The organism is Alkaliphilus serpentinus (assembly GCF_009017255.1).
GTDB classification, from domain to species: domain Bacteria; phylum Bacillota; class Clostridia; order Peptostreptococcales; family Natronincolaceae; genus Alkaliphilus_D; species Alkaliphilus_D serpentinus.
Map to the genome: position 1 here is coordinate 20,514 of NZ_WBZB01000052.1, position 12,341 is coordinate 32,854.

14 protein-coding genes and 1 pseudogene are annotated in these 12,341 nt (G+C 37.0%); 4 read left to right on the forward strand and 11 right to left on the reverse strand.

Features of this window, described 5'->3' with window-relative positions; genetic code table 11:
* Positions 1-102: 102 nt before the first annotated feature.
* Positions 103-954 carry a methyl-accepting chemotaxis protein gene (locus tag F8153_RS13875; protein WP_151866961.1) on the forward strand — a complete coding sequence of 284 codons (852 nt, stop codon included), beginning with the start codon at positions 103-105 and terminating at the stop codon, positions 952-954.
* A 133-nt stretch (positions 955-1,087) separates the two neighbouring features.
* Here the strand turns inward: F8153_RS13875 and F8153_RS13880 are convergent, their stop codons facing one another.
* From F8153_RS13880 to F8153_RS13915, 8 genes and pseudogenes are all read right to left on the reverse strand, one after another.
* Positions 1,088-2,014, reverse strand: coding sequence for a cell division protein FtsX (locus tag F8153_RS13880; RefSeq protein ID WP_151866962.1), 927 nt, complete (start codon positions 2,012-2,014; stop codon positions 1,088-1,090).
* The gene (locus F8153_RS13885; RefSeq protein WP_151866963.1) at positions 2,011-2,688 is read right to left on the reverse strand and encodes a cell division ATP-binding protein FtsE; all 678 of its coding nucleotides are present in this window, start codon (positions 2,686-2,688) and stop codon (positions 2,011-2,013) included. The genes F8153_RS13880 and F8153_RS13885 overlap by 4 nt, the downstream gene beginning before the upstream one ends.
* A 16-nt stretch (positions 2,689-2,704) precedes the next feature.
* Complete coding sequence (locus tag F8153_RS13890) at positions 2,705-3,823, reverse strand: coiled-coil domain-containing protein (protein WP_151866964.1); 1,119 nt, start codon at positions 3,821-3,823, stop codon at positions 2,705-2,707.
* Between the two features lie 184 nt (positions 3,824-4,007).
* Positions 4,008-5,243 carry an FprA family A-type flavoprotein gene (locus tag F8153_RS13895; protein WP_151866965.1) on the reverse strand — a complete coding sequence of 412 codons (1,236 nt, stop codon included), beginning with the start codon at positions 5,241-5,243 and terminating at the stop codon, positions 4,008-4,010.
* 320 nt (positions 5,244-5,563) lie between these two features.
* A complete protein-coding gene (locus tag F8153_RS13900) occupies positions 5,564-6,436 on the reverse strand; it encodes an amidohydrolase family protein (protein WP_243136988.1) in 873 nt (290 codons plus the stop codon).
* Between the two features lie 39 nt (positions 6,437-6,475).
* Positions 6,476-7,033, reverse strand: a complete 558-nt coding sequence (locus F8153_RS13905; RefSeq protein ID WP_151866967.1) for a DNA-3-methyladenine glycosylase I — start codon at positions 7,031-7,033, stop codon at positions 6,476-6,478.
* Between the two features lie 48 nt (positions 7,034-7,081).
* Positions 7,082-7,372: pseudogene (locus F8153_RS13910) on the reverse strand (glutaredoxin family protein); the annotation flags it as partial.
* A gap of 74 nt (positions 7,373-7,446) precedes the next feature.
* A complete protein-coding gene (locus F8153_RS13915) occupies positions 7,447-7,839 on the reverse strand; it encodes a (deoxy)nucleoside triphosphate pyrophosphohydrolase (protein WP_151866969.1) in 393 nt (130 codons plus the stop codon).
* A gap of 163 nt (positions 7,840-8,002) precedes the next feature.
* On the opposite strand from F8153_RS13915, the gene F8153_RS13920 reads away from it, so the two are divergent.
* Together F8153_RS13920 and F8153_RS13925 are read left to right on the forward strand one after the other, a co-directional pair.
* Positions 8,003-8,737: a sulfite exporter TauE/SafE family protein gene (locus F8153_RS13920; protein ID WP_151866970.1), complete on the forward strand. Its 735-nt coding sequence runs from the start codon at positions 8,003-8,005 to the stop codon at positions 8,735-8,737.
* Between the two features lie 26 nt (positions 8,738-8,763).
* A complete protein-coding gene (locus F8153_RS13925; RefSeq protein ID WP_151866971.1) occupies positions 8,764-8,946 on the forward strand; it encodes a hypothetical protein in 183 nt (60 codons plus the stop codon).
* A 70-nt stretch (positions 8,947-9,016) separates the two neighbouring features.
* Here F8153_RS13925 and F8153_RS13930 read toward each other — a convergent pair whose 3' ends face one another.
* Together F8153_RS13930 and F8153_RS13935 are read right to left on the reverse strand one after the other, a co-directional pair.
* Entirely contained in the window at positions 9,017-9,505 is a 489-nt protein-coding gene (locus F8153_RS13930) for a flavodoxin family protein (RefSeq protein WP_151866972.1), read from the reverse strand.
* Positions 9,506-9,625: 120 nt separating this feature from the next.
* Positions 9,626-9,892 carry a hypothetical protein gene (locus F8153_RS13935; RefSeq protein ID WP_207707736.1) on the reverse strand — a complete coding sequence of 89 codons (267 nt, stop codon included), beginning with the start codon at positions 9,890-9,892 and terminating at the stop codon, positions 9,626-9,628.
* Between the two features lie 185 nt (positions 9,893-10,077).
* Here F8153_RS13935 and F8153_RS13940 point away from each other — a divergent pair, with 185 nt between their 5' ends.
* Positions 10,078-11,070 (forward strand): lipoate--protein ligase, encoded by a 993-nt coding sequence (locus F8153_RS13940; protein ID WP_151866973.1) that lies wholly within the window; start codon positions 10,078-10,080, stop codon positions 11,068-11,070.
* A gap of 239 nt (positions 11,071-11,309) precedes the next feature.
* On the opposite strand, the gene F8153_RS13945 is transcribed toward F8153_RS13940, so the two are convergent.
* Entirely contained in the window at positions 11,310-11,729 is a 420-nt protein-coding gene (locus F8153_RS13945) for a DUF1801 domain-containing protein (protein WP_151866974.1), read from the reverse strand.
* Between the last annotated feature and the right edge of the window lie 612 nt (positions 11,730-12,341).

Here is a 12,341-nt window from a genome sequence, read left to right on the forward strand (position 1 = left end):
TTCAACAGTTATCTAGCAGGGAAAACCAATAATATGTTGAATATAATAAACCAATTTATGCTAAATAAATTTATAGCAAATATATAAGAAGGGGGTAGTTTTATGTCTTTAGTAAGTACTGTTTTCGCCCAACGATTGGTAGAATTAATTAACAAGGAGACTCAACAAAATGCACACTTTTTCGGCGATGGAGGTGTGATTATAGCCACAACTCAACCAGAACGTCTGGGGACAGTCCACCAGGGGGCTAAAGACATCATGGCAGGAAAGCTTGATTATATCGCAATAACCGAGGAAATGACTAAGACTATGAGTGGTACAAGACCTGGATTTAGCATAGGAATAGACACCAATGGAAGAAGAATTGGTGCTATAGGAATATCTGGAGAGCCCCAACAAATGAAGCCCATTGCTTTACTGGCAAGCAATCTAATAGCGTTAGAGTATGAGCGTGTGGAATTTCTTACTCGAATGAATTCAATGGCAGAGGATATAAATGAAAGTATACAAGAATCATCAGCCGGTCTTCAGGAGCTTTCAGCCACCACCGATCATCAAGCAGAAGCCATTATGGAATTAAACTCAATGATTAAAGCCACGAAGGAACAGGTTCTTGAAACCAACAAAATAATCGATTTGATTCACTCCATATCAAAGCAAACCAATATTTTGGGAATCAATGCCTCTATAGAAGCCGCAAGAATTGGTGCTGAAGGCAAGGGCTTTAATATAGTTGCCAACGAAGTGCGAAAGCTTGCTGAAAGCACTGCCACCTCTGTAAATCAAATCAGTAGGGTATTAAAAAATATTCAAGATATGATTACCACTGCATCTGACCAGATTGAAAGCTATACCCATTCTTCTAAGGAGCAACTTTCTGTAGTTCATACCCTTACGAAGGAATTAGAAAATATCGCAATATCCGTTGATGATTTTACTCAAAAATTAAAATAAAAGAAGGAGGTGCCCAGGCACCTCCTTCTAGATTGAAGACAAAGTATTCAAGATGTAGACTGATCAAAAGCCCTTAGTTTCGAGACGCAAATTTCATCATATTTTTTCCATTGAAGAAATCAATTAAGAATCTTTATTTTTTTTGCTCCATGGCTTTGATGACTTTGATTTTTCCTTTTTTACTACTATTTATGAGACCTAAGAAGCTACCAGCAATACCTAAGGTTCCACTGAAGAGGATCAACATCAAAACTAAACCCTTAATTAAACCATTTATTGGTGGCATAGGGATAAAGGGTAGGGGCCCCTGAATTTGAGAATATAGTGCCATTAAAGCAAAGGAGGTCATGACGGCAGCCAACAATCCCCCCGCTAGATTTAATAACAAACCCTCCAAAATAAAGGGCATAGCTATAAAGCCTTCTGGAGCACCAAGAAGCCTAAGGGTGTTGATTTCCTCTTTATTATTGTATACCCCCTGTCTAATAATATGAGCTATAGCAACTAATGTAGCGACTCCAACGGCAACCACAACAAGAAGTCCAATCCTCTTAATAAGACCCCCCATCTCCCTTAGCCTTATAAGAATCTCTCGATTATCTCTAATATTCTCAATCTCTGGTATGCTTTCCAGAGTACTAATAACAGCATCTATTTCATGAATATCGATTTTTACCTCAACAAAAGAGTTAAAAGGGTTATCGTCAAAATGCTTTAAAACTTCCGCATCCTTACCTAAAATATCCACCATTCTATTATAGGCTTCATCAGCATTGATTAATAGGGCTGTTTCCACCCCATCGACGGTCATGACTCTATTAACTAACTCCTCAATTTCTTCATCCTGTAGATCCTCATGATAATAAAAATTGATTTCTGCCTCTCCTTGGATTACCTCTACAACATCATTACTTATCCACCAGCCTGCAATCATCATTGCCAAAATAAAAAACATTAGGGATGTGCTTACTAGAGACAAAAGATTTGACAGAGGGTTAAGCCTTAATATAGTTCCTACTTCCTTTAAGAAGTACCCGATATTTTTGAAAAAGTATTTCATACTCCTTCCACCCAACCCTTCTCCATTAGATTCCCTGCCTCCATTACAATGTGTCTACAATCAAGAAAATCTTCTATTAGATGAGTAGCATGGGTAGTAATGATAATAGCGGTTTCATCTGAGCTAAAGGAGGACAAAAGCTCCAGCATTTTTACAGCATTCTCCTTATCTAAATTTCCAGTTGGTTCATCTGCCAATATCAACGAAGGTTTTCTTACCACCGCTCTTGCAATGGCCACCCTTTGAGATTCTCCCCAAGATAAATTTTCCACCATAGAGTTAACCTTGTGATTTAGTCCTACCCTAGCTAAGGCATCATGGGCCATTTCTTCCATACTTCTTGTGGAAAACCTCAAAAACCGCATGCCCATTAGAACATTTTCCAATGCCGTTCGACCTTTAATTAGCCTAAAATCTTGAAAAATAGGACCCATCATGGTTCTTATCTTCTGAATATCCTTAGAGCTGCATTGGGAAATTGATTCGCCAAGTATATTTAATGTTCCCTTAGTGGGGGCCTCAATCCCCATAAATAACTTTAATAAGCTGGTTTTTCCCGACCCACTGGCCCCTGTAATATAAAGGATATTCCCAGGGCTTATCCTCAAATTTATATTTTTTAAGGCCTCTGTACCATCGGGATATCTCAGAAAAACATTTTTTGCTTCTATCATATCGTCACCTCCAACTCTAAAAAAACACTGGAACTACCAACATTTCTATATATCCATCCTTCATTTCTATTGAAGTAATTCGATTCTTACCCAGCAGGGGCTTGAGATTTATCTCTAGGTAGCCTTCCTTAAAGAGCTCTTCTAGGGAAGCATCCTCCAGCGGAAGCCCATAAAAGGCTCCTTCCTTTACCACATATCTTAAAATATTTCCATCTACTATTTGAAAGCTTCCTTGGAGAAGGAGTCTATGACTTGGTAGGCTCATTTCAATAGCACCAACATTAAAGCTAAACTCTAATTCAGGAAGCTTAGCGTTATCCTCTATAAGATGATTAAAGGCATCCTCATTGATGGTTCCTTTAATTCTGGGAAATTGAAAGGTGGTTTCTAAAGCCTCTGGAGGTAGATTTCCCTCCTCAATCATGGTGGTAAACTCACCAGTCACCTGGATAAACAATGGTTTTAATTGATTCCACAATAGAGTAACATTCTCTAAATTTCTTTGGTAAACCTCTCTTTCATCCTCTAGGGCAGCTAAACGTTGATTTAACTCTTCCTTAAGAATATTCTTACTGATCAAAGTCTCCCTTAGGTCTTGTTGTTTTTCAAGGAGGAAATCTCCCATAGAATCTAACTTAAGCTTATCAGCTTGTATTTGAGCTTTGCTTTCTTCCATTTCTTCTAAGAGGTCTCCAGTATTTTTGGTTAGATCCCTCAATGTATTTAATCTTCTTAAAAAATCCCCAAGAGATTGGGAATTCAAAAGGATTTCTAGGTAGGTACCCGGTCCCCGTCTTTGATAGCTTTGGAGGACCAGCTCTAAGTCTTTTCTTTTTTTGCTATAAGTTACCTCTTGCCGGCTCAGCAGCTCTTCTAATTCCCTCATCTCTTTATTTATTTCATCTATTTCCTGGGTAATTTCTTCTTCCTCCATCTCCATAGCTTCGATATCCTGTGTTAGGGTAAATAGACTTTCCAGTACTCGCCTCTCCTCCTCTGATATTTCTTTCAGCCTTTCATGGATTTCTGTATGGGGCTCCATCTGACCAGTGGCAAAATTAGTCTGCTGGCCAAAAAAAGCAATCATACCTAATAGCAGAAATATTACAGAATATCTTCTCTTACCTTTAACCATTGGTACTCCTCCTTGTGTTGAATCTTAGGAGCAAATTATAATATATCTATAAAACATATATTCGCTATAATTCCTTTAATTCCTTGTATTTCAGGTTATTTAAAGCAAAAAAAAAGCAACCTTCGGTATAAACTCTCAGTTCTTTAAAGAGGGAATACCTATGTTGCTATTTTATATCAATCAATTATTTCTTCAAGCAATTTTCATCTTCAGTTTCTGTTCTTTCTCCTATTAGCTTTTCAGCCATTTCCCATGCAATCACTTCACAGCCTTTAAAATCTTTATCTTTAGGAGAAGAGTTTGCCTCTATCGTTGGACCTACCTGCTGCCATTTGATATCTTCAATAAATTTTTGTAAGGTGGAAACCCCTCCACCACTCCAGGATGCTGTACCAAAAATACCTACATACCGATTTTTCAATTGGGAGTTTTGAATCTTATGTATGAGGGTTTCCATGGAAGGAAATAGTCCAGTGTTATAGGCACAGCTTCCTAAAATAAGCCCCTTAAATCTCCAAATATCACTAATTATATAGGATGGATGAGTTTTAGATGAATCGTAGATCCTAATATTCTTAATTCCCTTTTCTGAGAGGTTCCTGGCAATAAAGTCTGCCATTTTTTGAGTATTTCCATACATGGAGCCATAAACAATTACCACACCCTCCTCTGTTTCTGCCTTCGACCATCGATCATAATAGTCCAATATACAAGAAGGATTATTTCTCCATACGGGGCCATGACCAGGGGCAATCACCTTCAAATCTATTCCAGCGTCTGTAAGCTTATTTAAGGCTTTTTGAACCATCATCCCATACTTGCCAACAATATTAGAATAATATCGCCTGATCTCGTCAGTATAAAATTCCAGATTAACCTCATCATCAAAAATACCCCCATCTAGAGTACCAAAGCCTCCAAAGGCATCAGCTGAGAACAACACCTTCTCATTAACCTCATAGGTCATCATGGTTTCTGGCCAATGAACCATAGGTGTTAAATAAAACTTTAGCTGGTGCTTACCCAAATCTAATTCATCGCCATCATTTATAATGTGAAGATTCCTCACACCTCCATAGAAGCTCTCAATTAAATCAAAGGTTTTCTTATTACCTACAATAGTAACCTCGGGATATCTTTCCTTTACAGCCTTTATAGCCCCTGAATGGTCGGGTTCCATGTGGTTAATAATTAAATAGTCCACTTTTTTATCCCCTATTATACTACCCACCTTCTCAATAAAGGCATCCATTTTAGTGCTTTTTACTGTATCTATTATTGCAACCTTTTCGTCGTTAATTAGATAGGCATTATAGGAAACTCCTTTATCCAAGGGCCAAAGGTTTTCAAAAAGATGGGTTTCCCGATCATTGACTCCAACATAATGTATCCCTTCACTTATTGCAACAGTATTAATCATCCGTCATCCTCCTTTACTATACATCTACTTATATATAATACCATTTAATCACTAGATTATAACAGGTTTTGGAAAATTATTTTAATGAAGAAAGAAGCCATAAAAGCAGCAAAAGATTGTTAAAAAGATTAAAGGATTATCTTGATTTGCAGTAGTAGTACCCTGGTACTTGTATTATAATTTAAACAACATTCAAACAATCTTATAAAGAATAAAAGGGGAGGAACATACTGTGACTAATTTACTTAATATAAAACTATCAGCCTGCCTATAGAATCATCGATTTAAGGGTTTTTGAGGATACCTTCAATCTCAATAATTTATAAGAGTCTTTTAATTTTTGGAAATACCTTGGTGGCTGTATCATAAAAAACTTCCTGATGGTATTCCTCTGGAATCAGTTCCCTTACAAATTCAATATAGGGGGCAATTGGCACCAAAGGCCAATCAGTTCCAAACAAGAATTTAGAATAATTATCACAAAAAGCCAGGCCATGTCTCAAATGATGAAAAAATAAGGGAGAATCCTTTAAACGTTTTATAGTTTTATCATTTCCAACCATCAATCCCGATAGATCTGCAAACATATTGGAGTTTTTATATACAACCTCCGCAGCATCTAAGCACCAGGGGTCACCAAAATGGGCCATTACAAAGTTCACCCATCTATGTTTTACTGCAATCTCATCTAAGGTTAAGGGATGGGAATATTTCAAAAGTCCTTCATCGGAGAGAGTATCTCCTGTATGGAAGACCACTGGCACCTTATATTTTTCAGCCAACTCATATACCGGCTTATATACCTCATCATATCCATAGAAGGGATAATAGCCTAAATAAACCTTTAAGCCAACCACCTCAGGTCTTTGTAGCCTTAATTCCAATTCCTTTATTTCTTCTCTTCCCAGCTTATAGGGATTAATCCCTAGACAATAGACAATATTTGAGGGAATTTTGTCCTCTAAATCAATTCCCATAGGGGTTGATGTATTATGATCGGGCAACCTGCCAGAATTGGTTTCAGTTAAACCCATGGCAATGCCTAATACTACGTTAGAAGCCTTGTACTCATGAACTAAGCCATTGCAGGAATAATCAACGGTGGATTTTTCTACAGCAATGCTTTTAAATTCTTTTATATTTGATAGATGCATATGGGCGTCTATGATTTTCACCTTTTCACCACTCTCCAAGTAAAATTATGATAGTTTTTCATCAGTATGGGCCTCCCTTTAAACCTCGTTGTATCTAAAGCACCCTACAAGGTGATCGTTAATGACCCCAATGGCTTGTAAATGGGCATAGATGATGGTTGAGCCTAAAAATTTAAAGCCCCTTTTCTTTAAATCCTTGCTGACTTTATCTGAAAGGTCAGTTTTAGCAGGGACCTCCTCTATGGCTGTCCATTTATTTTTGATGGGCTTATTGTCTACAAAGCCCCAAATGTATTTATCAAAGCTTCCAAACTCCCTTTGAACCTCTAAAAATCTATTGGCATTATTAATAGAGGCTTCTATCTTTTTTCTATTTCTGATAATGCCAGAATTATTCAATAGGTCAGCTATTTTATCCTCGTCATACCGAGAAACCTTTACAGGATCAAAGCCATCATAGGCCTCTCTATAATTCTCTCTTTTTTTCAGGATTGTTATCCAGCTTAGGCCAGCTTGAGCAGATTCCAGTACCAAGAACTCAAAATGTTTTTGCTCATCATGAAGAGGAACACCCCATTCCTCATCATGATATTTTATGTATAAATCATTTCCTTCACACCAAGGACATCTTTCCATTTATAGCCCCCCATTTTCCATTTTCAACTTTCAATTTTCAATTTTTTTCTATGTTGATATTTCAGATTTCTCCCCACAGCTTGGACAGGTGACCCTTATCCTCCCCTTGTTTTTAGGCAATCTTAGCTTAGTGCTACATCCTTTACAGCCTACTACAATATAATCTAACAAAGCTTCAATTCTTCCTTTATCTAGTCCTACCACCACTTGATCTCCAATAACAAAGGCTGGAACTCCCTGTAAGCCCCTTCTTGCAAACTCAGTCCTAGCTATGGGGTTATCATTAACATCCATTTCTTCATATAAAATCCCCTTAGACGAAAGAAACTCCTTCGCAGTGTAGCAATGGGGTCAGGTTTTACTGGTGAACACAATTACCTTCTTCATTTAAACACACCCTTTCTTCCTTAACTCTATTCCTCTCCTTCATCCAACAAAAGCCCTGCAAAGGGTATATCAGCGGGGGCTAAGGCGATTTCTTTAAGCTCCAAAGGTTTTACCCAAAGGATTTTATCATGATCTACAAGCTTAATTTCACCCCTTAAGATTCTCCCTCTGTAAGCCATAAGTCTAATAACAAAATCCTCATAGCTATGGATGCTTTCCCCAACATAATCCTGAACCTCAATATCCAACTCCATCTCTTCCTTTAGCTCTCTAACTAAACAATCCTGAGGACTTTCCCCTTCTTCAATCTTTCCTCCGGGGAACTCCCAAAGACCCTCCATGGCTATTCCCTTTCTTCTTCTAGCGATAAGCACTTCTTTGCTTTCATTTTCTAATATAATGGCTGCTACATCCAGCATTTCATCACATCCTATTAAGGAAATTATAACATTATTATACCCCTATTTTTATCATGTAACAGGATATTATCATAACTCTATAATTGAATAATACAAACCCATCCTATATAATATTTAAAGTAAGGCTTTATTACATAAAATATAACAGCCATGGAGGACATCAATGGATAACTTTCTTTTGCAAATAATCTTAGCTCTTCTAATCATTTTTACCGCCAGTACCATACAGGGGATAACCAGCTTTGGATTCTCGTTAGTTGCCCTACCCCTTTTAGGAATGCTTTTACCCTTAAAGGTGGTGGTTCCAGTACTGATCCTATTTAGTTTGTTGTTAAATTGTACAATTCTTTATCATATCAGAAAGAGTATTAATCTGAAACAAATCTTAATATTAACCATAGCGGGCATTATCAGCACCCCCTTTGGAGCCTATATTTTAATGGCTGCTGAAGAGAGTACCCTGAAAATAGTCATTGGTGTAATTATCGTAATTTCAGCCCTCCTAAATCTTTATGGCTTTAGAGTGAAGGTTAAAAATGAAAAAGTGGCTTTTTTTCCAGTGGGGATTATGAGTGGACTATTAAATGGTAGTGTGTCCCTTGGGGGCCCGCCAGTTGTTCTCTTTTTATCTAATCAGGATGTTGATAAGCAAAGATTTAGAGCCAACCTCACCACTTATTTTTTAATACTAAATGTGGTTACAATACCCACCTATTTCTTCAGTGGCTTAATAACCTCCGAGGTACTAAGATATTCATCTTATTTACTTCCTGGACTAATCATTGGTACCTTTACGGGTATAACCTTAGGCAATAGGGTGAATGAATCCCTCTTTAAGAAGCTTACCTTAACCTTAATCCTTGCCATGGGTATTTTATCTATAGCCTCTGGATTGTAAAGGAAGCTAAGGAAAGGAGAAAGATCATGAAAAAAAAGCTTTCAAGCTTATTTAAAACCAATTATAACTACGAAGAAGACGATTATGATAAATTGAAGAATACCTCTAAAAACAAAAACAAGTATAAGTGCTTTACAACTAAGGGCACCATGAAGACCTTGGAATTTGACTATGAAGAGGATTCTTATGAACCAGAAAAGAATCGGTAATCTTTGAGCTATTCTTTTTAACCAAATGGGACAAGAGAGAGTTGATATGCTCCCCCTGTCGCATTTAATTTTATAAGCTACTAGCCCATTCCTTGGCCCTTTTAATGGCATTGCCTGTATCCTTTGTCAAGGGCTCAAAAAAGTCTATCTCACCAGCTATATTGCTATTCTTAAGCTGATTCCTCATATTGATTAGGGTTTTAGCATTTTGTCCTCCATGGGTGCTAAAAAGCCCAATGGTTTTTCCACTAAAATCAACGGTAGACAAAAGAGTGGCAATGGGTGGGGTATAGGTCCAAGCCCACACTGGGGTTCCAATAAGAATCAAATCGTAATCTCGGGGATTTACCTCAAAGGGCAAAAGCTCTGGTTTCTTTTTCATAACCACCTGACTTCCTCCCCAAAGATATTTAGAAAACCCCGTAGATTTCAGCTCTTTTTTAGGCCTTAGCTGTAGTAGATCAGCTCCAATGGCCTCTGCCATAGCCTCTGCCACAAGCTTTGTATTGCCTTCAAAGGAATAGTAAATTACCAACTTCTTAATGTTTTTCTCCTCCATAAAGAATCTCCCTTCAACATTATTAATTGCTTCTATTGTACCTATTTTTTACAAATATATCAAAGGAAAAAATAAAGACGGGAGCTACCCGTCAATTTAATTAACTATAGTTTATTTCTCTTAGCCCATTGGAAATGCTTCATTAACCTCCCATGATTCCACAATCATTCTAGCAGTTTGATCATCATATCCCTTACCCATTAGATAAGCAATATAGGCAACCTCCCTCATTGCATGGTGTACTCCTGTAACCTGTGCCTCCTGCATTCCATACAGAACTAGAGGTTCTATGGAATTCATAATAGCATTAGGATCTATGGGCATTGCTTGTGGTGGTATGTAAGGAACATTTGGCATCATGGGATATGGACAACAATCATGATTCATATGCATATTCATCTCCTTTATTCATTTCTAAAGAATGATATATCTTCGATACATATTATTAAGCGATCATAAATATGGTGACAATAGTAAAGGGGACTGCACTGTATAAATTCTATAATCAAACGTTATAATTATCACCCCATGGGTATATCTTACAATGATATAAAATTAAAGGAGGTTATACCATGCTACAAATTATTAATAAATCAACAAAGCCACAATTTAATCTTGCCCTTGAGGAGTATGCTCTGAAATTTTTAGAGATAGATGATTCAATCATTATTTTATGGCAAAACGAGCCCTCTGTAATTATTGGCCGAAATCAAAATACCATAGAAGAAATCAATAGCAGGTTTATAAAAGAAAATCATATCCATGTAGTACGAAGACTTTCGGGCGGTGGAGCCGTTTATCATGATCTTGGGAATTTGAACTTTACCTTTATCACGAAAAAGGGCAAGGAAGGAGTAAAAAACTTTGAAAAGTTCACAAGGCCAGTGGTGGAAACCCTACAACAATTTAACGTTCCTGCTGAATTTACTGGTAGAAACGACATCACCATAGATGGCAAGAAGTTCTCTGGAAATGCTCAATATGCCTATAAGGAAAGGCTTTTACACCATGGTACAATATTATTTAACTCCGATTTATCAGTGGTTCAAGAAGCCCTTAATGTAAAAACCGAAAAAATCGAATCAAAGGGTATAAAGTCTGTACGAAGTCGGGTAACCAATATATTGCCCTACCTTAAGCAGGATATAAGCCTGGATGAATTTCAGAAGCTATTGGCAAAGAATATGTTTCAGCATTACAACCAACAACCAAAGGAATATCATCTCAATGAAAAGGATATAGAAGCCATCAATAGCCTAATGGAGGAAAGGTATAATAGATGGGATTGGAATTATGGAGAATCTCCAGCCTTTACCCTACAAAAGGTTAGACGTTATCCCGGTGGAAATTTAGACATTCGCATGGATGTAAAGGATGGCATCATTAAGGCTTGTAATGTTTATGGCGACTTCTTTGGTCAGTTAGATGCGAAGGACTTAACGGCTAAGATACTGGAATTAAAATATGATGAGGCGACTGTTTCTGATTTTTTAAATGGAGTAGATTTCCCTCGATATTTTTCTCATATTAGTAAAGAAGAATTTATCGAGTGTATGTTTTATTAATATTAAAGGGTCGACGATGTCGACCCTTCAGACTGTTGAAAAACTATCATCTGCATTGTTGTTGTAAAAAGTCAGCACTCTTACGTATTTCAATATACGCTGCAATCGCTAACTTTTCTTACGCCTCCCATCTGCCAGTTTTTGAACAGTCTACAACTTGAATTTTTTGTATTCAATATAAAGGGTCGACAATGTCGACCCTTTAGTATATTAATTAAGATTGGTTACTACTCTATTCTCTACATTGGATAAAGTATATTCATATTCTTCCATGAATCGGATATTAAATCCTCTAATGTTTTTAAATCAATATCCTCCAGCTTATTAATATATAAGCAAGACTTTCCCGTTTTATGTTTTCCTAGTTTATTGAGGAGCTCCTTGTGCTTATCAAACCCATCCATTATATAAATTGATAGATTTCCCTTCCTTGGAGAAAAGGCAATCCTCATCCAATCACCAGATTGTCCACTGGCATACTGGTAATGATACTTTCCAAAGCCCACTATTTTATCACCCCACATTTTAGGTGACTCCTTCGTAATTATCTCCATAATTTCAAGAACCTTAAAGCTATCCCCTCTGCGCTTATCATTATCAATGCTATTTAAGAATTCTATTACTGGGTCATTGTTTTCCTTAGTCTTTAACTGATACATGTTTCCACCTCCTAGTAATTCTTTTATACCCGAGATATTTCTTGATAAGCGCAAATCACACCATCTCTTTGACACATTCCCATCAATAATAAACTGGCCCTGCAGCTAGCGTATTCTTCTCTAGTATCAAATCAGCTCTCCCGTATTCATATTAAATGGTTCAATTAATATCTTACCTGCAGCTGCATAAACAGCTACACGATCATAAATTACAACATTAGTTGAGAAAGCTAAGGGCATTAGGGAGGAAGTCCCCCATCCATTAGAATAAGTTTTAAACCCTTTTTAAAACTATAGTAGGGACTTGGGGACAGGTACATTGTCCCATTCTTGGGAATATTATCTTATAGCTTAATAGGGACATGGGGACAGGTACATTGTCCCATTCTATAGCAAAATTAAAAACCAACGTACTATGTCTGTTATGGTAACAGATATAGCTCGTTTTGTTGTTTTTGCAGTGGTTCTATGGAAATCTCTGTTGGCTCTTTAAAAAATCAGTAAACCAGTTTTCGTAATATTCTTCTATATCCTCAGCATAATATTTATAGATTTCCTCATCATTTCGCATATACAATTCTACAATATTGGTATCAGGGTTTAACAAAATTG

Bases quoted from the DNA above. Each gene is read 5' to 3' on its own strand.
- F8153_RS13920 (WP_151866970.1), top strand. From the start codon at position 8,003: ATGGATAACTTTCTTTTGCAAATAATCTTAGCTCTTCTAATCATTTTT.
- F8153_RS13880 (WP_151866962.1), bottom strand. From the start codon at position 2,014: ATGAAATACTTTTTCAAAAATATCGGGTACTTCTTAAAGGAAGTAGGA.
- F8153_RS13940 (WP_151866973.1), top strand. From the start codon at position 10,078: ATGCTACAAATTATTAATAAATCAACAAAGCCACAATTTAATCTTGCC.
- F8153_RS13885 (WP_151866963.1), bottom strand. From the start codon at position 2,688: ATGATAGAAGCAAAAAATGTTTTTCTGAGATATCCCGATGGTACAGAG.
- F8153_RS13875 (WP_151866961.1), top strand. From the start codon at position 103: ATGTCTTTAGTAAGTACTGTTTTCGCCCAACGATTGGTAGAATTAATT.
- F8153_RS13925 (WP_151866971.1), top strand. From the start codon at position 8,764: ATGAAAAAAAAGCTTTCAAGCTTATTTAAAACCAATTATAACTACGAA.
- F8153_RS13890 (WP_151866964.1), bottom strand. From the start codon at position 3,823: ATGGTTAAAGGTAAGAGAAGATATTCTGTAATATTTCTGCTATTAGGT.
- F8153_RS13915 (WP_151866969.1), bottom strand. From the start codon at position 7,839: ATGCTGGATGTAGCAGCCATTATATTAGAAAATGAAAGCAAAGAAGTG.
- F8153_RS13905 (WP_151866967.1), bottom strand. From the start codon at position 7,033: ATGGAAAGATGTCCTTGGTGTGAAGGAAATGATTTATACATAAAATAT.
- F8153_RS13935 (WP_207707736.1), bottom strand. From the start codon at position 9,892: ATGAATCATGATTGTTGTCCATATCCCATGATGCCAAATGTTCCTTAC.
- F8153_RS13895 (WP_151866965.1), bottom strand. From the start codon at position 5,243: ATGATTAATACTGTTGCAATAAGTGAAGGGATACATTATGTTGGAGTC.
- F8153_RS13930 (WP_151866972.1), bottom strand. From the start codon at position 9,505: ATGGAGGAGAAAAACATTAAGAAGTTGGTAATTTACTATTCCTTTGAA.
- F8153_RS13945 (WP_151866974.1), bottom strand. From the start codon at position 11,729: ATGTATCAGTTAAAGACTAAGGAAAACAATGACCCAGTAATAGAATTC.